We start from the raw sequence: 16894 nt of genomic DNA on the forward strand, positions 1-16894 counted from the left end.
CGCCGGCGGTGACGAGGCCCGGGCCGGTCTTGCGCAGGGTCATGCGCTTCGGGGCGTCGGTCTGCGAGCGGATGGCGATCGTCTTGATGTTCAGGACGATGTCGGTGACGTCCTCGCGGACGCCCGGGATCGAGGAGAATTCATGCAGGACGCCGTCGATCTGGACCGAGGTCACGGCCGCGCCCTGGAGGGAGGACAGCAGCACCCGGCGCAGCGAGTTGCCGAGCGTCGTGCCGAAGCCGCGCTCCAACGGCTCGGCGACGACGGTGGCGACCCGCTTCGGGTCGTCGCCGGTCGAGACCTGCAGCTTGTTGGGCTTGATCAGCTCTTGCCAGTTCTTCTGAATGACCACGATCCTACCTCTCCTGACGCACGAACCCGCGACGTCCGGGTCCGCGCTTCGGCCGATCGACGCTGCCCCCAGCGTCGATCGGTCCCTAAAAGACTGCTCCGGGCCTACGCCTCGTCGGCGACCCAGAGATCCGGCACGAACCGGTATCCGTCCCCATCCCGCGTCACGGTGCCGACGGCCGGGAATTCGAGATGCGAGCCGGCGATGCGGGTCCCGTCGGCCGCCAGATCCGCGAGGATCGCCTTGCGGGTCGCCCGCGCCTGGTCGCCGTCGATATCGAAGCCGACGCCCGCCTCGGGTTGCTTGAACTGGATCGCCGGCAGGTGCACCACATCGGTGAACACCAGGAGCGACTTGTCCCCCGAAACGATCCGGAAACCGCAATGGCCCGGCGTATGGCCGGGCAGGTGCACCGCGGTGATGCCCGGCAGGACTTCCCCGCCGGACTGCTCGCGCACCCGGCCGGCATAGGGTGCCAGCGCCTTGCGGGCGTTCTCGAAATACGGCTTTGCCCCGTCCGGTGCGGCGGCGAGCGCCGCATCGGGGAGCCAATACGCCGCCTCGTCCGAATGCAGCACGATCTCCGCGTTCGGGTAGGCGGCCTTCCCGTCGACCACCAGCCCACCGATATGGTCGGGATGGCAGTGCGTGACGAGAACGGTCTCGATCTCCTCGGGCGTCACGCCCGCGACAGCGAGCGCTGCGGGCACACGACCCATGGTCGGCGGACCGAACGACCCGTAGCCGGAATCGATCAGCACCGGCTTGCGGCCGGGGCCCGTCAGCAGGAATGCGTTGAGCATCACCCGCGGCTCCTGCGTACGGAAGCCGGCGCGCTGCAGCGCGCCGGCTTCGTCCTTCGAGATGCCCGTGATGAGATCGAGGGAGCCCTGAAACCAGCCGTCGTTGAGCACGGTGAGCGTGATGTCACCGACGCTCCAGCGCTTGACGCCGGGAAGGATCTTCGTATCCGCCACGTGTGTCTCCGTCCGCCTCAGACGCGCCGACGCTTGCGCGGGCGGCAGCCGTTGTGCGGGATCGAGGTGACGTCACGGATCGAGGTCACGGTGAAGCCCGCGGCCTGGAGGGCGCGGAGCGCCGACTCGCGGCCCGAGCCGGGCCCGGAGACCTCGACCTCGAGGGTGCGCATACCGTGCTCGGCGGCCTTGCGGGCCGCGTCCTCGGCGGCGACCTGCGCGGCGTAGGGGGTCGACTTCCGCGAGCCCTTGAAGCCCATGGCGCCCGAGGAGGACCACGAGATCGTGTTGCCTTGCGCGTCGGTGATGGTGATCATCGTGTTGTTGAACGAGGCGGCGACGTGCGCCACGCCCGAGACAATGTTCTTGCGTTCGCGCCGGCGGACGCGGGTCGGTTCCTTGGCCATCTTTTCGATACCTGTCCTTCAAGCGCACCCGTAATTCCAGGTGCTCGGGATTCTCGTATGGGTTCGGTCGGCACATCCGCGGAGCGCCGCCCCGTCACGCCGGCTCCCGTCGAGGGAGATCCGGCACGATGCATGGGAGACCGCGCCGGGCGCAGCCTCCGAATTCGTAAGCTTACTTCTTCTTGCCGGCGATCGGCTTGGACTTGCCCTTGCGGGTACGCGCGTTGGTGTGCGTGCGCTGGCCGCGGACCGGCAGGTTGCGGCGGTGGCGCAGGCCGCGGTAGCAGCCGAGGTCCATCAGGCGCTTGATGTTCATCGAGACGTCGCGGCGAAGGTCGCCCTCGACGAGGTAGTCGCGATCGATCGTCTCGCGGATCTGCAGCACCTCGGCGTCGGTGAGCTGGTTCACGCGGCGCTCGGCCGGGATGCCGACCTTCTCCGTGATCTCCTCGGCCTTCTTCGCGCCGATGCCGTGGATGTACTGGAGCGCGATGACGACGCGCTTGTTGGTCGGGATGTTAACGCCGGCGATACGGGCCAAGGTCATGCTCCATGTGGCGTACGGGCGATCGCCCGGGCCGTCCTGTGGGAAAGCGTGCGTCCGGTGGAGGCCGGCCCCTGCACGCCCGTCAACGACAAATCGGCCCGCGGCCGCCCCTTGGAGGGCACCTCGGACCAACGGCTGTGCAGACGAAGACCGGCCTGCTAGCGCGGGCGGGCGGTGATGTCAACGGTTTCGGCACGATAAGACGCCGCGCCGCGCCCGGCGGGCGCGCCCGGCGCGCTGCATCGTCCCCATCGCGTCACCTGGCGAACCGCAGGAGCGTGGGTCTCTTCGCGTCGATGTCAGAAGCGCTGGTTCAGCTGGCGGCAATACCCGCCGTTGTCGCGAAAGCCGGCCGGGCAGCGCCGCACGCACGCGCCGGCCGCGAACTTCAGCGGCGGCCTGCACAGGCGGCCGGTCGTCCGCCGCTCGTACTGATACGATTGCGCCGGGCCGGCCCAGGCCGCCATCGGCATCGCGCCGACCGTCAGGGTCAGCGCCGCGAGGATCGCCCGAGCCGCATGCGTCGACATGATCATGGGTCCCCGGAAGGATGGCTTCAGGACGCCACGCCTTCGCGATGCGACTCGAGGATCGCCATCAGCGAATCCGTCACCGCGTCGATCGGCGCCATGCCGTCCACGGTCTGCAGCATCCCGGCGCGCTCGTAATAGGCCGAGAGCGGGGCGGTCTGGATCCGGTAGGCCTCGAGACGCGAGGCGAACACCTCGGGGGTGTCGTCCTTCCGCACCGGCTGTCCGCGGGCGGCGGTCTCCTCCGCCCGCTTGGCTATGCGGCCGACCAGGACCTTCTCATCGACCTTGAACTCGATCACGGTCGAGAGATGCAGGCCCTTCTCGTCCAGCATCACGTCGAGGGCCTTGGCCTGCTCGACGGTGCGGGGAAAGCCGTCGAGGATGAACCCGCCGCGCGCATCCGCCTCCTCGATCCGGTCGGCGACGATGCCGACGACGATCGCGTCGGACACGAGGCCGCCGCTCTCCATCACTGCCTTCGCCTGGAGTCCGACCGGTGTTCCGGCAGCGACGGCCGCGCGCAGCATGTCGCCGGTGGAAAGCTGCGGGATGCCGAATCGCGCGACGATCCGCTCGGACTGTGTCCCCTTCCCCGCGCCGGGTGGTCCGAGCAGAATGATCCGCATGGGCGTTATCCTCGTCCGTGCCCGTCTCTCAGGGCTTCTTGGCGCGCGGCGACGCCGTGTCGGCGTCGTTCCCGCGTCGGCATTGCTTGTAGCGGCTTCCGCCGGACGGGCGAGCGGGCAAATCGCTGTCCACTCGTCATTCCGGCGATTGTGTCTCTCGTGTCGCCGAGCCGGATCGCCCGACGTGCCGCTCAGCGCCGCCGCTGGGTCGTCGACGCGCCGCGCAGCTTGGCCTTCTTGACGAGGCCCTCGTACTGGTGCGCCATCAGGTGCCCGTGGATCTGCGCCACGGTGTCCATCGTCACCGAGACGACGATGAGCAGCGACGTGCCGCCGAATCCGAGGCTGGCGGAGGCGTAGGAGGCGATGATCTCCGGCACCAGGCAGACGAAGGTCAGGTAGAGCGCGCCGATCAGGGTGATGCGCGTCAGCACCTTGTCGATGAACGCCGCGGTGCGCTCGCCGGGCCGGATGCCGGGGATGAAGCCGCCATGCTTCTTCAGATTGTCGGCGGTCTCCTGCGGGTTGAAGACCACCGCGGTGTAGAAGAACGCGAAGAAGACGATCAGCGCGGCGTAGAGCGCCATGTAGAGCGGACGGCCGTGGCCGAGATAGGTCGTGACCGTCGCCAGCACGCCGGTGCCCTGGTTGGCCGAGAAGCTCGCCACGGTGGCCGGCAGCAGCAGGAGCGACGAGGCGAAGATCGGCGGGATCACGCCCGAGGTGTTGAGCTTCAAGGGAAGGAACGAGGTCTGGCCCTCGTACATCCGGTTGCCGACCTGGCGCTTGGGATAGTTGATCAGCAGCCGGCGCTGGGCGCGCTCCATGAACACGATGAAGTAGACGAGGCCGATCGCGGCGATGCCGACGCCGAGGATTACCGCCGAGGACAGCGCGCCGGTGCGCGACAGCTCGAGCGCACCGATGATGGCGGTCGGCAGGTGGGCGACGATGCCGGCGAAGATGATCAGCGACGAGCCGTTGCCGATGCCGCGCGAGGTGATCTGCTCGCCGATCCACATCAGGAACAGCGTGCCGCCGGTGAGCGTGATCACGGTCGAGGCGAGGAAGAACGGGCCGGGATCGATCGCGGCGCTCGACCCCTGGAGGCCTACGGCGATGCCCCAGGACTGGACCAGCGCCAGCACCACCGTGAGGTAGCGGGTGTACTGGTTGATGACCTTGCGGCCGGACTCGCCCTCCTTCTTCAGCGTCTCGAGGCTCGGGATCACCGAGGTGAGCAGCTGGATGATGATCGAGGCCGAGATGTACGGCATGATGTTGAGCGCGAAGATCGCCATGCGCTCGACGGCACCGCCGGAGAACATGTTGAACAGCCCGAGCACGCCGCCGGCCTGCTGCTGGAAGTTGCGCGCGAACTGTTCCGGGTCGATGCCGGGGATCGGGATGTAGGTCCCGAGCCGGAACACCACGAGCGCGCCGAGGGTGAACCAGATGCGCTTCTTGAGCTCATCCGCCTTCGCGATGGCACCGAAATTGAGGTTCGCGGCGAGCTGCTCGGCGGCTGAGGCCATGGCCTGTGTCCTGATGGTGGGTCACGAGGGAGCCGTGGGGCATCCCTGAAAACGGGAGCGGCGGCCGCATGCGAGGTCGCACGGGCCGCCGCTCGAAGCTTCGACTTAAGGGGTCGCTCCCGGCGAGGCAACCGCGCTCAGGCGGTCGCTTCGCCCTTGCCGCCCAAGTCCTTGCCACCCTTGCCGCGGACCGAGACGCCGGCGCCGTAGGCGACGACGACGCTGCCGCCGGCCTTCTCGACCGCCTCGACCGCTGACTTCGACGCGCGGGTCACCTCGAAGGCGACCTTCGCGGTCAGCTCGCCGACGCCGAGCAGCTTCACGCCGTCGCGGGGACGGGCGATGATCCCGGCCTGCACGAGGGCCTCGACCGTCACGGTCGCGGCCTTGTCGAGCTTGCCGGCGTCGATCGCCTGCTGCACCCGGCCGAGATTCACCTCGTTGAGGTCGGTCGAGTAGAGGTTGTTGAAGCCGCGCTTCGGCAGGCGACGGTGGAGCGGCATCTGGCCGCCCTCGAAGCCCTTAATGGCCACGCCGGTCCGGGCCTTCTGACCCTTCACGCCGCGCCCTGCGGTCTTGCCCTTGCCGGAGCCGATGCCTCGGCCGACGCGCATCCGGTTCTTGGTTGCGCCTTCGTTGTCGCGGATCTCGTTGAGCTTCATCGCGCCCTCCTCAAGCCGCGTCGTCGAGGACGCGCACGAGGTGCGCGACCTTTCGGATCATGCCGCGAACGGCGGGGGTGTCTTCGAGCTCGGAGACACGGTGCAGCTTGTTCAGCTTCAGGCCCACCAGCGTCTGGCGCTGGGAGGCCTCGCGGCGGATCGGGGAACCGATCTGCTCCACGCGGACAGTCTTGCTAGCCATGCTGCCCTCCCCTTACGCGACTGCGGCTTCGGACTGGTCGGACGGGTCCGAATCGGTGCGCCGCGCCTGGAGCGTGGACACCTTGAGACCGCGACGACCGGCGACCGAGCGCGGGCTGTCCTCGTTCTTCAGCGCCTCGAAGGTGGCGCGCACGAGGTTGTAGGGGTTCGAGGAGCCAAGGCTCTTGGCCACGACGTCCTGCATGCCGAGCGTCTCGAACACGGCGCGCATCGGGCCGCCGGCGATGATGCCGGTGCCCTGCGGAGCCGCGCGGAGGATCACCTTGCCGGCGCCGTGACGGCCCTGCACGTCGTGGTGCAGCGTCCGGCCCTCGCGGAGCGAGATGCGGACAAGGCCGCGCTTGGCGGCTTCCGTCGCCTTGCGGATCGCCTCCGGGACTTCGCGGGCCTTGCCGTGGCCGAAGCCGACGCGGCCCTTCTGGTCGCCGACGACGACGAGCGCGGCGAAGCCGAAGCGACGGCCGCCCTTCACCACCTTGGCGACGCGGTTGATGTGGACGAGCTTGTCCACGAACTCGCTGTCGCGCTCCTCGCGGTCGTCGCGGCGGCCGCGGCCACCGCCTTCACGTTCACGTGCCATGTTGCTTCCGTTTCATCTCACTGGCGCGGGCGGCGGGCCCGCTCGCTTGAATCGTCATCGCCGGAGGCGGACACGCCGCCTCCGCACCGCCGAGATTTAGAAGTCGAGGCCACCCTCGCGGGCGGCTTCGGCCAGAGCCTTGATCCGGCCGTGGTACTGGTAGCCCGAGCGGTCGAACACGACCTTCGAGACGCCGGCGGCCTTGGCACGCTCGGCGACGAGCTTGCCCACCGCCGAGGCGGCGGCGACGTCGGCGCCGGTCTTCAGGTCGGCGCGCAGGCCCTTGTCGATCGACGAGGCGGCGGCGAGCGTGACGCCCGCCGCATCATCGATGACCTGAACGTAGATCTGCTTCGACGAGCGGAACACCGACAGGCGCGGCCGGCCGTTGGCGGAGGCGCGGAGCGCCCGGCGCACCCGCGCCTTGCGGCGATCGAGGGCTTCGAGTTTGCGTGACATGTCTCAGCCCCCTTACTTCTTCTTGCCTTCCTTGCGGAAGATGAACTCGCCGGCGTACTTCACGCCCTTGCCCTTGTAGGGCTCGGGACCGCGGTAGTCGCGGATCTCCGCGGCGACCTGGCCGACGACTTGGCGGTCGATGCCGGAGATCGTGATCTCCGTCGGCTTCGGCGTCACGATCGTGATGCCGGCCGGGATCTGGTACTCGATGTCGTGGCTGTACCCGAGCGAGAGCTTGAGCGCCTTGCCGGCCATCGCGGCGCGATAGCCGACGCCGGTGATCTCGAGCTTCTTCTCGAAGCCCTTGGACACGCCCTCGACGAGGTTCGCGACCTGGGCCCGCGAGGTGCCCCAGAGCGAACGCGCCGCCTTGGACTGGTCCTTCGGGGTCACCGTGATCGCGCCGTCCTCGAGCGCCACGTCGACCAGCGAGGGAACCACGAACTGCAGCTCGCCCTTCGAGCCCTTCATCTTCACCGTCTGACCCGTGACCGACGCGGTGACGCCGGCCGGAACGGGGACGGGCTTCTTGCCTACGCGAGACATCTGCCTCTCTCCTTATCCGGGGATCAGAACACCTTGCAGAGCACTTCGCCGCCGACGTTGCGCTCGCGCGCCTCGTGGTCGGCCATGACGCCCTGCGGGGTGGACACGATGGTGACGCCGAGACCGTCGGCGACGCGCGGCAGATCGCCGACGGCCGAGTAGACGCGGCGGCCGGGCTTCGACACGCGCTGGATCGAGCGGATGACGGGCTGGCCGTCGTAGTACTTCAGCTCGATCGCGAACTCCGTCCGGCCGTTGCCGAGTTCGGTGGTCGCGAAGTCGCGGATGTAGCCTTCCGACTTCAGCACGTTCAGGACGTTCGCGCGGAGGCGCGAGCCGGGCGTCGAGACGACGTTGCGACGGCGCATCTGGCCGTTGCGGATGCGGGTGAGCATATCGCCCACGGGATCGTTGACCATGGGTGCCTCCTTACCAGCTCGACTTGACGAGGCCCGGGATCAGGCCCCGGTTCCCGAGCTCGCGCAGCGCGATACGCGAGACGCCCATCTTGCGGTAATAGGCGCGCGGCCGGCCGGTGATCTCGCACCGGTTGCGCACGCGGGTCGGCGACGAGTTGCGGGGAAGCTCCGCGAGCTTGAGGCGCGCCTCGAAGCGCTCCTCCATCTCGAGGGACTCGTCGTTGGCGGTCGCGAGCAGGGCCTGGCGCTTCGCAGCGAAGCGCTTGACCAGCTCCTTCCGGTGGTTGTTCTGTTCGACTGAACTCTTCTTTGCCATTGTCTATCCTCCGGTGTCCGCGTCTAGGTATCCCGAGGGACGCCTACTGCCGGAACGGGAATTGGAAGGCGGCGAGGAGAGCGCGGGCTTCCTCGTCGGTGGTGGCGGTGGTGGCGACGACGATGTCCATGCCCCAGGTCTGCTCGGCCTTGTCGTAGGAGATCTCCGGGAACACGAGGTGCTCCTTGAGGCCGAGCGCGTAGTTGCCGCGGCCGTCGAACGACTTCGGGTTCAGGCCGCGGAAGTCGCGGACGCGCGGCAGCGCGATCGTGACGAGGCGATCCATGAACTCGTACATCTTCTGGCGGCGCAGGGTGACCTTGCAGCCGATCGGCATGCCCTCGCGGACCTTGAAGGTCGCGATCGGCTTGCGGGCCTTGGTGATGACCGGCTTCTGGCCGGCGATCAGCGCAAGGTCGCCGGCGGCGACGGTGGCCTTCTTCGAGTCCGCGGTGGACTCGCCGACGCCCATGTTGATGACGATCTTGTCGATCCGCGGAACCTGCATCGGGTTCTTGTAGCCGAACTGCTCGATGAGCTTCTGGCGGATGACCTCGTCGTAGTGGGCGCGCAGGCGCGGGACGTAGGCGTCCTTGTTGGCCTCAGCCATCGATCTGATCCCCCGTGGTCTTGGCGAAGCGGACCTTGCGGCCGTCTTCGAGGATGCGGAAACCCACGCGGGTCGGCTTGCCGTTCGCGTCCTGCAACGCGAGGTTCGAGAGCTGGATCGCGGCCTCCTTCGAGATGATGCCGCCTTCCTGGTTCTGGCTCTGCTTCTGGTGCTTCTTGACCAGGTTGATCCCGCGGACGAGCGCCTTGTCGTCCTTCGGCATCACCTGGATGACCTCGCCGGAGCGACCGGAATCGCGACCGGTGAGGACGACGACGGTGTCGCCCTTCTTGATCTTGGCTGCCATCACAGCACCTCCGGAGCCAGCGAGATGATCTTCATGTGGTTGCGGGCGCGCAGCTCGCGCGGCACCGGCCCGAAGATGCGGGTCCCGATCGGCTCCTTCTGATTGTTGATCAGCACGGCCGCGTTCTTGTCGAAGCGGATCACCGAACCGTCGGGACGCTTCACTTCCTTGGCGGTCCGCACGACCACCGCCTTCATGACGTCGCCCTTCTTGACGCGGCCGCGCGGGATCGCCTCCTTGATGGACACGACGATGATGTCGCCCACGCCGGCATAGCGCCGCTTCGACCCGCCCAGCACCTTGATGCACATCACGCGACGCGCACCCGAGTTGTCGGCGACGTCCAGATTCGTCTGCATCTGGATCACAGGAGTGACCTTTCCTTGTTTCAGGCGGGTTTCCGCACACGGGCGGTATTGCCCGGCGGACGACGCCTGATGGGGATCTGATGTCCCCGGCTCATATGACAGACCGCGCTATCGGCGCTTATCCAGCGCCGGCGCGGTCACCGCGTACGAAGGGCGCGAACACCCTCTCACATGTCGCGAAGGGGTGCCCACTACACCACGGGGCGCAGGGGCGCAAGACTTTCCGTGCCGGCCCCGGCCTAATCTGTGCCGAGCTCCAGATCCTCGCCGCAGCCGTCGAGGGGTGGGGCGCCGGCACGCCCGGCGTGCTTCGGAGCATTCGACAGACCGACGATTCGGCGGCCGATCCGGTTTCCGTTCTCCACGGCCTCGCCAAAGACGGCCGCGACCATGGCACGGTTCACCATGGCACGGTCCAGGATCTCGGCGCTTCTCAGCGAAAGCGAAGCCTGGGCCAGGCGGCGCACCATCTCCTTGACGAAGGCCGCGCTCGCTCCCCCCGACAGCGCGACCGCGTCGTCGATGGAGCCCTCCTCGAATTGCAGGGCGCCTCCGTAGAGGGCGATCAGCCGCGCCCGGCAGGCGGCGTCGGGATTCGCGATCTCGATCGCCTCGTCGACGCGTCCCGGACGTGAAGCGAGCGCGTCCTCGATCTCCTCGGGCCGGTTGGTGGTCAGGAGGAAGAGGATGTTCGCATCGTCGCCCAGGCCGTCCATCTCGTTGAGCAGCCGGTTCAAGAGGACCTCCGTCTTCGGGCTGTTCATGCCCTCCCGCGAGCGCCCGACCAGATCCACGTCCTCCAGCACGACGATGCTCGGCTGCAGGGTGCGCGCAAGCAGCATGTATCGGGTCAGGTCCTGGACCTGCTCCGCCGTGATCAGGATGGTGGTCCGGGCCGGTAAATTCGAGGCGATGTATCGGATCACGTGGGTCTTCCCGGTGCCGGGCGGGCCATAAAGGAGCAGACCCTTCCGGATCGACTGCCCGAGGCGGCGCAGACCGGCGCGATGCCGGTCGAACGCGAAGACGTGGCGATCCAGGCGCGCCATCGTGGCGTCGTCGAGGATGATCGCCTCTCGGGCCACCGGCGACAGCTTATGGACGGACATCTCCGTACTCATGCCGGAATAGTCGGATCCACCCTCGAAGGAGAGGACCTTGCCGCGATACAGGATCGAGTTCGCGCCCGCCTCTTGAATACGTTTTAGAAACGTGCGCGCGAACGCCTGAGCCTCGGATCCCGGCAGCGTTGCGATCTCGACCTGAGCGAACTTGCCCGACCTGAAGTTGGAATACTGCGACAGGAGCACCGCGACCGGCTGGCCGTCGACCTGGAATAACCAAAGGCCGGTGTTCAACGCCGGGAACGGTTCGCTCTCCCCGATGTCAACGTCGCGATACTGCAACGGCGTGATCGCGATGGCCTGATCATTGCCGCGGACCAGCAGGCCGGAGATCGTCAGCGGACGCTGTTCGTAGGGTTGGTGGACGCCCAACAGGGTCGGGGCGTACAGGTTCACCTGTGCAAGCGTCTCTGCCTGCAGGTCCGGAAGCAGGTGAATGCCGAAGACACGCCTCGAACTAACGATCCCGTTCACGTCCTCGGCGCCGAAGAAGCCGAGGAGGGCTTCCCAGGCGCGATTGGCGTTTTTCAGCATGCGGCTCATCCTCGTTCAGAGGAGCTTCCTCCCGTCAGCGACGCATGACGGCAGGCTCCTCGTGAGGATTGTGCGACGAGGTGCGAAAAGCGCCACCGGCCGACTCGCCGGTCATGGGGAGATCGAGATTGATGGGTCGAACCCAAGCCGCGGTCGAATCGTCGAACGCCCGACACGGTTAGGCACCGACGTCGTTTTCGGATCAGATACGAAAAAACGGGCGCAGAATCTTGCGCCCGTCTCATGGTCCGTCCAAGGCGATCAGGCGGCCGCCGGAGCCTCGGCCGAGGCGGCTTCGCCCTCGATGAGCTTCCAGGTCTTGGTCTTGGAGAAGGGCCGGCACTCCTCGATGAACACCGTGGCCCCGACCTTGGCTACGTTCGCCTCGTCGTGGGCATGGTAGTTCTTCGAGCGGCGAACGGTCTTCTTCATCACTGGGTGGGTGAAGCGGCGCTCCACCTTCACGACGATGGTCTTCTCGCCCTTGTCGCTGACGACGACGCCCTGCAATACGCGCTTCGGCATGATGAAACTCCTCAGGCCGACGTCGCCTGCAGCGTCTTCTGACGCTGCAGGGTGCGGACGCGGGCGATGTCGCGACGGACTTCGCGGACGCGGGCGACGTTCTCGAGCTGGCCGGTGGCCCCCTGAAAGCGCAGGTTGAACTGCTCCTTCTTGAGGTTCAGCAGTTCGTCGCTCAACTGGTCCGGCGACAGGGCGGCGAGATCCGACTGTCTCTGTGACGACTTCATGATCTGCCTCCCTTTAGTCGGCGATGCGTTGCACGACGCGCGTGCGGATGGGCAGCTTGGCGGCGCCCAGGCGGAGCGCCTCCTTCGCGATGTCCTCGGCGACACCGTCGACCTCGAACATGATGCGGCCCGGGTGGACGCGGGCGGCCCAGTACTCGGGCGCGCCCTTGCCGGAGCCCATGCGGACTTCGGTCGGCTTCGACGTGACCGGAACGTCGGGGAAGATCCGGATCCAGACCCGGCCCTGACGCTTCATCTCACGGGTGATCGCGCGGCGGGCCGCCTCGATCTGGCGCGCGGTGATGCGCTCGGGCTCCACCGCCTTCAGGCCGAACTGGCCGAAATTCAGGTCGAAGCCGCCCTTGGCCGCACCGGAGATGCGACCTTTGAACTGCTTACGAAACCGGGTCTTCTTGGGTTGCAACATGGCAGCCTCTCAACACCTTCCTTGGCTCGGGGGTCCGACGATCGCGCTTAGGCGTGATCGCGGCGACCGCGACCGCGGTCACCCTCGCCATCGCGCTCGCGACGACCGCCCGAACGGCCGCCCTCTTCCTGCGCCTTCTTATCCTGCGCCATCGGGTCGTGCTCGAGGATCTCGCCCTTGAACACCCAGACCTTGATGCCGCACGTTCCGTAGGTCGTGAACGCGGTGGCCGTGCCGTAGTCGACGTCGGCGCGCAGCGTATGCAGGGGCACGCGGCCCTCGCGGTACCATTCCTGGCGGGCGATCTCGGCGCCGCCGAGACGGCCGGAGCAGTTGATCCGGATGCCCTCGGCCCCGAGGCGCATCGCCGACTGCACGGCGCGCTTCATGGCGCGACGGAAGGCGACGCGGCGCTCGAGCTGCTGCGCGATCGAGTCGGCCACCAGCACGGCGTCGATCTCGGGCTTCCGGACCTCGACGATGTTGATGGTCACGTCGGCCTTGGTCATCGTGTTGACCAGCTTGCGCAGCTTCTCGATGTCGGCGCCCTTCTTGCCGATCACCACGCCCGGACGGCCCGAGTGGATGGTGACGCGGCACTTCCGGTGCGGGCGCTCGATGACGATCTTGGAGACCGCCGCCTGCTTGAGCTGCTTCATGAGGGCGGCGCGGATCGCGACGTCCTCGTGCATCAGCTTGACGTATTCGGTCTTGCCGGCGAACCAGCGGGAATCCCAGGTCCGGTTGATGCCGAGCCGGAGACCGATCGGGTTGACTTTCTGACCCATCAGATTCTCCTCAGGCCGCTTCGGCGGTGCGGACTTCGCGAACCACGATGGTGAGGTTCGAGAAAGGCTTCAGGATGCGCGCGCCGCGGCCGCGGGCGCGGGCGTGGAAGCGCTTCAGGACCAGCGCCTTGCCCACGAAGGCCTGAGTGACGACGAGGTCGTCGACGTCCAGATCGTGGTTGTTCTCGGCGTTGGCGATCGCGCTCTCGAGGCACTTCTTGACCTCGGTCGAGATGCGCTTGCGGGAGAACTCGAGGTCGGCGAGCGCCGACTCGACCTTCTTGCCGCGGATCATCTGCGCGACGAGGTTGAGCTTCTGGGGCGAGACACGGAGCATCCGTGCCACGGCCTTGGCCTCGTTCTCGGGCAGCGCGCGGGGGGTGGCTTGCTTGCCCATGTCAGCGCCTCTTCGCCTTCTTGTCGGCCGCGTGGCCGTGGAAGGTGCGGGTCGGCGAGAACTCGCCGAACTTGTGACCGACCATTTCCTCGGAGACGTAGACCGGGATGTGCTTCTGCCCATTGTGCACACCGAAGGTGAGCCCGATGAACTGCGGCAGGATGGTGGAGCGACGGCTCCAGATCTTGATGACCTCGTTCCGGCTCGACCCGCGAGCCGCCTCGGCCTTCTTGAAGAGGTAGCCGTCGACGAACGGCCCCTTCCAGAGTGAGCGTGCCATGATGGTTACTTCTTGCGGTTGTGGCGGCTGGACAGGATGAAGACGTCGGTCCGCTTGTTCGAGCGGGTCTTCTTCCCCTTGGTCGGCACGCCCCAGGGCGTCACCGGGTTACGGCCGCCCGAGGTGCGTCCCTCGCCGCCGCCGTGCGGGTGGTCGACCGGGTTCATGGCCACGCCGCGGACGTGCGGACGCTTGCCGAGCCACCGGTTGCGCCCGGCCTTGCCGAGCGAGATGTTCATGTGGTCCGGGTTCGAGACCGCACCCACCGTCGCGTAGCACTGGCCGTGGACCAAGCGCTGCTCGCCGGAGTTCAGGCGGAGCGTCACGTAGCCCTGGTCGCGCCCGACGATCTGAGCGTAGTTGCCGGCGGAGCGGGCGACGGCGCCGCCCTTGCCAATCTTCAGCTCGATGTTGTGCACGATCGTGCCCACCGGCATGCCGCCGATCGGCCCAGCATTGCCCGGCTTGATGTCGACGCCCTCGCCCGAGACCACCTTGTCGCCCGGCTGAAGGCGCTGCGGAGCGATGATATAGCTCTGCTTGCCGTCCGGGTAGTTGATCAGCGCGATGAACGCCGTGCGGTTCGGATCGTACTCGATCCGCTCGACGGTCGCCGACACGCCCGGCTGCGACCGACGCTTGAAGTCGACGAGACGGAGCGAGCGCTTGTGACCGCCGCCGCGGAAGCGGACGGTGATCCGCCCGAGGTTGTTGCGGCCGCCCGAGGACGACTTGCCCTCGGTCAGCGCCTTCACCGGCTTGCCCTTGTAGAGCTCACGGCGGTCGACCAGCACGAGCTGGCGCAGGCTCGGCGTGACCGGTTTGAATGTCTTCAAGGCCATCGGCTTAAATCCCTACCCGGTCTATGTCAGAGGCCGGTCGTGACGTCGATCGTGTCACCTTCGGCGAGGGTCACGACCGCTTTCTTCACGTCCGAACGCTGTCCGCGCATGCCGCGGAAGATCTTCTTCTTGCCCTTGGTCACGAGGGTGTTCACCGCCGTGACCTTGACGTCGAACAGCTTCTCGACCGCTTCCTTGATCTGCGGCTTGGTGGCCTTCGGAGCGACCCGGAAGACGACCTTGTTCTGCTCGGTGAGGTTCGTCGCCTTCTCGGTGATGACCGGGGAGACGATGATGTCGTAGTGGCGCGGATCGGCACTCATTTGAAACGCTCCTCCAGCGCGTCGATCGCGGCGCGGGTCAGCACGAGCGTGTCGCGGCGCAGGATGTCGTAGACGTTGATGCCCTGCACGGGCAGCACGTCGATCATCGGGATGTTGCGGGCGGCGCGGCCGAAGTTCTCGTCGACCTCGGCGCCGCCGATGATCAGCGCGCTCGAGAGACCCATCTTGCCGAAGCGCTCGACGAGACCCTTGGTCTTGTGATCCTCGATCTTGATGTCGTCGACGACGATGAGGGTCGAGGCCTTGGCCTTGGCCGACAAGGCGTGACGCAGGGCCAGGGCACGGACCTTCTTGGGAAGGTCGTGGCCGTGGTCGCGGACGACCGGGCCGAACGCACGGCCGCCGCCGCGGAACTGCGGAGCCGAGGCTGCGCCGTGACGCGCGTTGCCGGTGCCCTTCTGCTTGTACAGCTTCTTACGGGTCCGGTTCACGTCCGAGCGGTTCTGCACGGCGTGGGTGCCCGCACGACGCTTGGCGAGCTGCCAGCGCACCATGCGCTGGAGCAGGTCGGCGCGGGGCTCGAGGCCGAAGATGGCCTCGTCGAGCTCCACCGAGCCGGCGCCGGCGCCGTCGAGGGTGGTGATATCGAGCTTCATCACGCGTTCTCCTCGGCAGCGGGCGCCTCGGGGGCGGATTGCGGGGCAGCCGACGCGCCGTTCTCACGGAACTTGCCGGGCTGGGGAACTTCGGCCGGAAGCTTGTGCTTCACCGCGTCCCGGATCTGGATCCAGCCGCCGGCGACGCCGGGAACCGCACCCTCGACCAGGATCAGGCCGCGCTCGACGTCCGTGCGGACGACGCGCAGGTTCTGCGTGGTGACGCGGTCGACGCCCATGTGACCGGGCATCTTCTTATTCTTGAAGGTCTTGCCCGGATCCTGACGGCCGCCGGTCGAACCGATGGAGCGGTGCGAGATCGACACGCCGTGGGTGGCGCGCAGACCGCCGAAGTTCCAGCGCTTGATGCCGCCGGCGAACCCCTTACCCGTGGTCGTGCCCGTCACGTCGACGAACTGGCCCGGGATGAAGTGATCGGCCGTGATCTCGGCGCCCACCGGGATCAGCGCGTCCTCGGACACGCGGAACTCGGCAATCTTCTGCTTCGGCTCGACCTTGGCGACCGCGAAGCGGCCACGCTCGGCGGCCGAGACGTTCTTGACCTTCGCCTTGCCGACGCCGAGCTGGACGGCGACGTAGCCGTTCTTCTCGACGGTGCGGTGGGCGACCACCTGGCATTGTTCGATCTTGAGCACGGTGCAGGGAACGTGTTCCCCCGCTTCCGTGAAGATCCGGGTCATGCCGACCTTCTGTGCAATGACGCCTGAGCGCATAAGGTGTCTCCCTCGCGCGATGAAACGGTAAGCTCTAAACCCGGCGGGGCTTAGAGCTTGATCTCCACGTCCACGCCAGCGGCGAGGTCGAGCTTCATCAGCGCGTCCACGGTCTGGGGGGTCGGATCGACGATATCGAGCACGCGCTTGTGGGTGCGCATCTCGAACTGCTCGCGCGACTTCTTGTCGATGTGCGGCGAGCGGTTGACCGTGAACTTCTCGATATGGGTCGGCAGCGGGATCGGGCCGCGGATGGTCGCGCCGGTCCGCTTGGCGGTGGAGACGATCTCGCGGGTGGACGCATCCAGGATGCGATGATCGAACGCCTTCAGGCGGATGCGGATGTTTTGACCGTTCATGACCTAAACCTCGACGGAAACGTGTTGGGCGGGCGCGAGGGCCCTTCCCTCAATCGTCCCCTGACGGATGCTGTGTCCGGGCACCGGCCCTAAGTCCCGGGAGACGAAGGGCCGATCTGTCTGACGACTACGCGTTGATGGCGGCGACGACGCCGGCGCCGACGGTTCGGCCGCCCTCGCGGATGGCGAAGCGCAGCTTCTCCTCCATGGCCACCGGCACGATCAGCGTGACGTCCATGGTCACGTTGTCG

General features: G+C 67.2%; 28 protein-coding genes and 2 pseudogenes. All 30 read right to left on the reverse strand.

Annotated elements, in window-relative coordinates; all coding sequences use genetic code 11:
* Positions 1–352: pseudogene (locus FV230_RS13160) on the reverse strand (DNA-directed RNA polymerase subunit alpha); the annotation flags it as partial.
* Positions 353–456: 104 nt separating this feature from the next.
* Positions 457–1329, reverse strand: coding sequence for an MBL fold metallo-hydrolase (locus FV230_RS13165; RefSeq protein ID WP_147842708.1), 873 nt, complete (start codon positions 1327–1329; stop codon positions 457–459).
* Between the two features lie 17 nt (positions 1330–1346).
* Positions 1347–1736, reverse strand: coding sequence for a 30S ribosomal protein S11 (gene rpsK, locus FV230_RS13170; RefSeq protein WP_147725843.1), 390 nt, complete (start codon positions 1734–1736; stop codon positions 1347–1349).
* Positions 1737–1908: 172 nt separating this feature from the next.
* On the reverse strand, positions 1909–2277 hold the full coding sequence (gene rpsM / locus FV230_RS13175) for a 30S ribosomal protein S13 (protein ID WP_147725844.1): 369 nt from the start codon (positions 2275–2277) through the stop codon (positions 1909–1911).
* A gap of 305 nt (positions 2278–2582) precedes the next feature.
* Positions 2583–2813, reverse strand: a complete 231-nt coding sequence (locus FV230_RS13180; RefSeq protein WP_243933496.1) for a hypothetical protein — start codon at positions 2811–2813, stop codon at positions 2583–2585.
* Positions 2814–2839: 26 nt separating this feature from the next.
* Positions 2840–3442 carry an adenylate kinase gene (locus FV230_RS13185; protein WP_147842710.1) on the reverse strand — a complete coding sequence of 201 codons (603 nt, stop codon included), beginning with the start codon at positions 3440–3442 and terminating at the stop codon, positions 2840–2842.
* A 191-nt stretch (positions 3443–3633) separates the two neighbouring features.
* On the reverse strand, positions 3634–4977 hold the full coding sequence (gene secY, locus FV230_RS13190; RefSeq protein WP_147842711.1) for a preprotein translocase subunit SecY: 1344 nt from the start codon (positions 4975–4977) through the stop codon (positions 3634–3636).
* Between the two features lie 137 nt (positions 4978–5114).
* Positions 5115–5639: a 50S ribosomal protein L15 gene (gene rplO, locus FV230_RS13195; protein ID WP_147842712.1), complete on the reverse strand. Its 525-nt coding sequence runs from the start codon at positions 5637–5639 to the stop codon at positions 5115–5117.
* Between the two features lie 10 nt (positions 5640–5649).
* Complete coding sequence (gene rpmD / locus FV230_RS13200) at positions 5650–5841, reverse strand: 50S ribosomal protein L30 (protein WP_147725849.1); 192 nt, start codon at positions 5839–5841, stop codon at positions 5650–5652.
* 12 nt (positions 5842–5853) lie between these two features.
* Positions 5854–6441 (reverse strand): 30S ribosomal protein S5, encoded by a 588-nt coding sequence (gene rpsE, locus FV230_RS13205; RefSeq protein ID WP_147725850.1) that lies wholly within the window; start codon positions 6439–6441, stop codon positions 5854–5856.
* A gap of 96 nt (positions 6442–6537) precedes the next feature.
* The gene (gene rplR, locus FV230_RS13210) at positions 6538–6900 is read right to left on the reverse strand and encodes a 50S ribosomal protein L18 (protein ID WP_147842713.1); all 363 of its coding nucleotides are present in this window, start codon (positions 6898–6900) and stop codon (positions 6538–6540) included.
* Positions 6901–6912: 12 nt separating this feature from the next.
* Positions 6913–7446 carry a 50S ribosomal protein L6 gene (rplF, locus tag FV230_RS13215; RefSeq protein ID WP_147725852.1) on the reverse strand — a complete coding sequence of 178 codons (534 nt, stop codon included), beginning with the start codon at positions 7444–7446 and terminating at the stop codon, positions 6913–6915.
* 23 nt (positions 7447–7469) lie between these two features.
* Positions 7470–7865, reverse strand: coding sequence for a 30S ribosomal protein S8 (gene rpsH / locus FV230_RS13220; protein ID WP_147725853.1), 396 nt, complete (start codon positions 7863–7865; stop codon positions 7470–7472).
* 10 nt (positions 7866–7875) lie between these two features.
* Positions 7876–8181 (reverse strand): 30S ribosomal protein S14, encoded by a 306-nt coding sequence (gene rpsN, locus FV230_RS13225; RefSeq protein WP_147725854.1) that lies wholly within the window; start codon positions 8179–8181, stop codon positions 7876–7878.
* A gap of 43 nt (positions 8182–8224) precedes the next feature.
* The gene (gene rplE / locus FV230_RS13230) at positions 8225–8791 is read right to left on the reverse strand and encodes a 50S ribosomal protein L5 (protein WP_147725855.1); all 567 of its coding nucleotides are present in this window, start codon (positions 8789–8791) and stop codon (positions 8225–8227) included.
* Positions 8784–9098, reverse strand: a complete 315-nt coding sequence (gene rplX, locus FV230_RS13235; protein WP_147842714.1) for a 50S ribosomal protein L24 — start codon at positions 9096–9098, stop codon at positions 8784–8786. Before rplX ends, rplE begins: the two co-directional genes overlap by 8 nt.
* Positions 9098–9466, reverse strand: a complete 369-nt coding sequence (rplN, locus tag FV230_RS13240) for a 50S ribosomal protein L14 (RefSeq protein WP_147725857.1) — start codon at positions 9464–9466, stop codon at positions 9098–9100. The genes rplX and rplN overlap by 1 nt, the downstream gene beginning before the upstream one ends.
* A gap of 239 nt (positions 9467–9705) precedes the next feature.
* The gene (locus FV230_RS13245) at positions 9706–11124 is read right to left on the reverse strand and encodes an ATP-binding protein (protein ID WP_147842715.1); all 1419 of its coding nucleotides are present in this window, start codon (positions 11122–11124) and stop codon (positions 9706–9708) included.
* Between the two features lie 261 nt (positions 11125–11385).
* Positions 11386–11649: a 30S ribosomal protein S17 gene (gene rpsQ / locus FV230_RS13250; RefSeq protein WP_147842716.1), complete on the reverse strand. Its 264-nt coding sequence runs from the start codon at positions 11647–11649 to the stop codon at positions 11386–11388.
* An 11-nt stretch (positions 11650–11660) separates the two neighbouring features.
* Complete coding sequence (gene rpmC, locus FV230_RS13255) at positions 11661–11876, reverse strand: 50S ribosomal protein L29 (RefSeq protein ID WP_147725859.1); 216 nt, start codon at positions 11874–11876, stop codon at positions 11661–11663.
* Positions 11877–11889: 13 nt separating this feature from the next.
* The gene (gene rplP, locus FV230_RS13260) at positions 11890–12303 is read right to left on the reverse strand and encodes a 50S ribosomal protein L16 (RefSeq protein ID WP_147725860.1); all 414 of its coding nucleotides are present in this window, start codon (positions 12301–12303) and stop codon (positions 11890–11892) included.
* Positions 12304–12350: 47 nt separating this feature from the next.
* Entirely contained in the window at positions 12351–13091 is a 741-nt protein-coding gene (rpsC, locus tag FV230_RS13265) for a 30S ribosomal protein S3 (protein ID WP_147725861.1), read from the reverse strand.
* A 10-nt stretch (positions 13092–13101) separates the two neighbouring features.
* A complete protein-coding gene (gene rplV / locus FV230_RS13270) occupies positions 13102–13488 on the reverse strand; it encodes a 50S ribosomal protein L22 (RefSeq protein ID WP_147725862.1) in 387 nt (128 codons plus the stop codon).
* Between the two features lies 1 nt (position 13489).
* A complete protein-coding gene (gene rpsS, locus FV230_RS13275) occupies positions 13490–13768 on the reverse strand; it encodes a 30S ribosomal protein S19 (protein WP_147725863.1) in 279 nt (92 codons plus the stop codon).
* 5 nt (positions 13769–13773) lie between these two features.
* Positions 13774–14610, reverse strand: a complete 837-nt coding sequence (gene rplB, locus FV230_RS13280; RefSeq protein ID WP_147842717.1) for a 50S ribosomal protein L2 — start codon at positions 14608–14610, stop codon at positions 13774–13776.
* A 26-nt stretch (positions 14611–14636) separates the two neighbouring features.
* Positions 14637–14933, reverse strand: a complete 297-nt coding sequence (locus FV230_RS13285) for a 50S ribosomal protein L23 (RefSeq protein ID WP_147725865.1) — start codon at positions 14931–14933, stop codon at positions 14637–14639.
* Positions 14930–15550: a 50S ribosomal protein L4 gene (gene rplD, locus FV230_RS13290; RefSeq protein WP_147842718.1), complete on the reverse strand. Its 621-nt coding sequence runs from the start codon at positions 15548–15550 to the stop codon at positions 14930–14932. The genes FV230_RS13285 and rplD overlap by 4 nt, the downstream gene beginning before the upstream one ends.
* Positions 15550–16284, reverse strand: coding sequence for a 50S ribosomal protein L3 (rplC, locus tag FV230_RS13295; protein WP_147842719.1), 735 nt, complete (start codon positions 16282–16284; stop codon positions 15550–15552). The genes rplD and rplC overlap by 1 nt, the downstream gene beginning before the upstream one ends.
* Positions 16285–16334: 50 nt before the next feature.
* On the reverse strand, positions 16335–16643 hold the full coding sequence (rpsJ, locus tag FV230_RS13300) for a 30S ribosomal protein S10 (RefSeq protein WP_018044230.1): 309 nt from the start codon (positions 16641–16643) through the stop codon (positions 16335–16337).
* A 127-nt stretch (positions 16644–16770) separates the two neighbouring features.
* Positions 16771–16894: pseudogene (locus tag FV230_RS13305) on the reverse strand (elongation factor Tu); the annotation flags it as partial.

The organism is Methylobacterium sp. WL6 (genome assembly GCF_008040095.1).
Lineage (GTDB): Bacteria > Pseudomonadota > Alphaproteobacteria > Rhizobiales > Beijerinckiaceae > Methylobacterium.

What these genes read in the sequence shown, in the direction of transcription:
- rpsK (WP_147725843.1), bottom strand. Translation starts at nt 1,736, where the DNA reads ATGGCCAAGGAACCGACCCGCGTCCGCCGGCGCGAACGCAAGAACATT.
- FV230_RS13180 (WP_243933496.1), bottom strand. Translation starts at nt 2,813, where the DNA reads ATGTCGACGCATGCGGCTCGGGCGATCCTCGCGGCGCTGACCCTGACG.
- FV230_RS13185 (WP_147842710.1), bottom strand. Translation starts at nt 3,442, where the DNA reads ATGCGGATCATTCTGCTCGGACCACCCGGCGCGGGGAAGGGGACACAG.
- secY (WP_147842711.1), bottom strand. Translation starts at nt 4,977, where the DNA reads ATGGCCTCAGCCGCCGAGCAGCTCGCCGCGAACCTCAATTTCGGTGCC.
- rplO (WP_147842712.1), bottom strand. Translation starts at nt 5,639, where the DNA reads ATGAAGCTCAACGAGATCCGCGACAACGAAGGCGCAACCAAGAACCGG.
- rpmD (WP_147725849.1), bottom strand. Translation starts at nt 5,841, where the DNA reads ATGGCTAGCAAGACTGTCCGCGTGGAGCAGATCGGTTCCCCGATCCGC.
- rpsE (WP_147725850.1), bottom strand. Translation starts at nt 6,441, where the DNA reads ATGGCACGTGAACGTGAAGGCGGTGGCCGCGGCCGCCGCGACGACCGC.
- rplR (WP_147842713.1), bottom strand. Translation starts at nt 6,900, where the DNA reads ATGTCACGCAAACTCGAAGCCCTCGATCGCCGCAAGGCGCGGGTGCGC.
- rplF (WP_147725852.1), bottom strand. Translation starts at nt 7,446, where the DNA reads ATGTCTCGCGTAGGCAAGAAGCCCGTCCCCGTTCCGGCCGGCGTCACC.
- rpsH (WP_147725853.1), bottom strand. Translation starts at nt 7,865, where the DNA reads ATGGTCAACGATCCCGTGGGCGATATGCTCACCCGCATCCGCAACGGC.
- rpsN (WP_147725854.1), bottom strand. Translation starts at nt 8,181, where the DNA reads ATGGCAAAGAAGAGTTCAGTCGAACAGAACAACCACCGGAAGGAGCTG.
- rplE (WP_147725855.1), bottom strand. Translation starts at nt 8,791, where the DNA reads ATGGCTGAGGCCAACAAGGACGCCTACGTCCCGCGCCTGCGCGCCCAC.
- rplX (WP_147842714.1), bottom strand. Translation starts at nt 9,098, where the DNA reads ATGGCAGCCAAGATCAAGAAGGGCGACACCGTCGTCGTCCTCACCGGT.
- FV230_RS13245 (WP_147842715.1), bottom strand. Translation starts at nt 11,124, where the DNA reads ATGCTGAAAAACGCCAATCGCGCCTGGGAAGCCCTCCTCGGCTTCTTC.
- rpsQ (WP_147842716.1), bottom strand. Translation starts at nt 11,649, where the DNA reads ATGCCGAAGCGCGTATTGCAGGGCGTCGTCGTCAGCGACAAGGGCGAG.
- rpmC (WP_147725859.1), bottom strand. Translation starts at nt 11,876, where the DNA reads ATGAAGTCGTCACAGAGACAGTCGGATCTCGCCGCCCTGTCGCCGGAC.
- rplP (WP_147725860.1), bottom strand. Translation starts at nt 12,303, where the DNA reads ATGTTGCAACCCAAGAAGACCCGGTTTCGTAAGCAGTTCAAAGGTCGC.
- rpsC (WP_147725861.1), bottom strand. Translation starts at nt 13,091, where the DNA reads ATGGGTCAGAAAGTCAACCCGATCGGTCTCCGGCTCGGCATCAACCGG.
- rplV (WP_147725862.1), bottom strand. Translation starts at nt 13,488, where the DNA reads ATGGGCAAGCAAGCCACCCCCCGCGCGCTGCCCGAGAACGAGGCCAAG.
- rpsS (WP_147725863.1), bottom strand. Translation starts at nt 13,768, where the DNA reads ATGGCACGCTCACTCTGGAAGGGGCCGTTCGTCGACGGCTACCTCTTC.
- rplB (WP_147842717.1), bottom strand. Translation starts at nt 14,610, where the DNA reads ATGGCCTTGAAGACATTCAAACCGGTCACGCCGAGCCTGCGCCAGCTC.
- FV230_RS13285 (WP_147725865.1), bottom strand. Translation starts at nt 14,933, where the DNA reads ATGAGTGCCGATCCGCGCCACTACGACATCATCGTCTCCCCGGTCATC.
- rplD (WP_147842718.1), bottom strand. Translation starts at nt 15,550, where the DNA reads ATGAAGCTCGATATCACCACCCTCGACGGCGCCGGCGCCGGCTCGGTG.
- rplC (WP_147842719.1), bottom strand. Translation starts at nt 16,284, where the DNA reads ATGCGCTCAGGCGTCATTGCACAGAAGGTCGGCATGACCCGGATCTTC.
- rpsJ (WP_018044230.1), bottom strand. Translation starts at nt 16,643, where the DNA reads ATGAACGGTCAAAACATCCGCATCCGCCTGAAGGCGTTCGATCATCGC.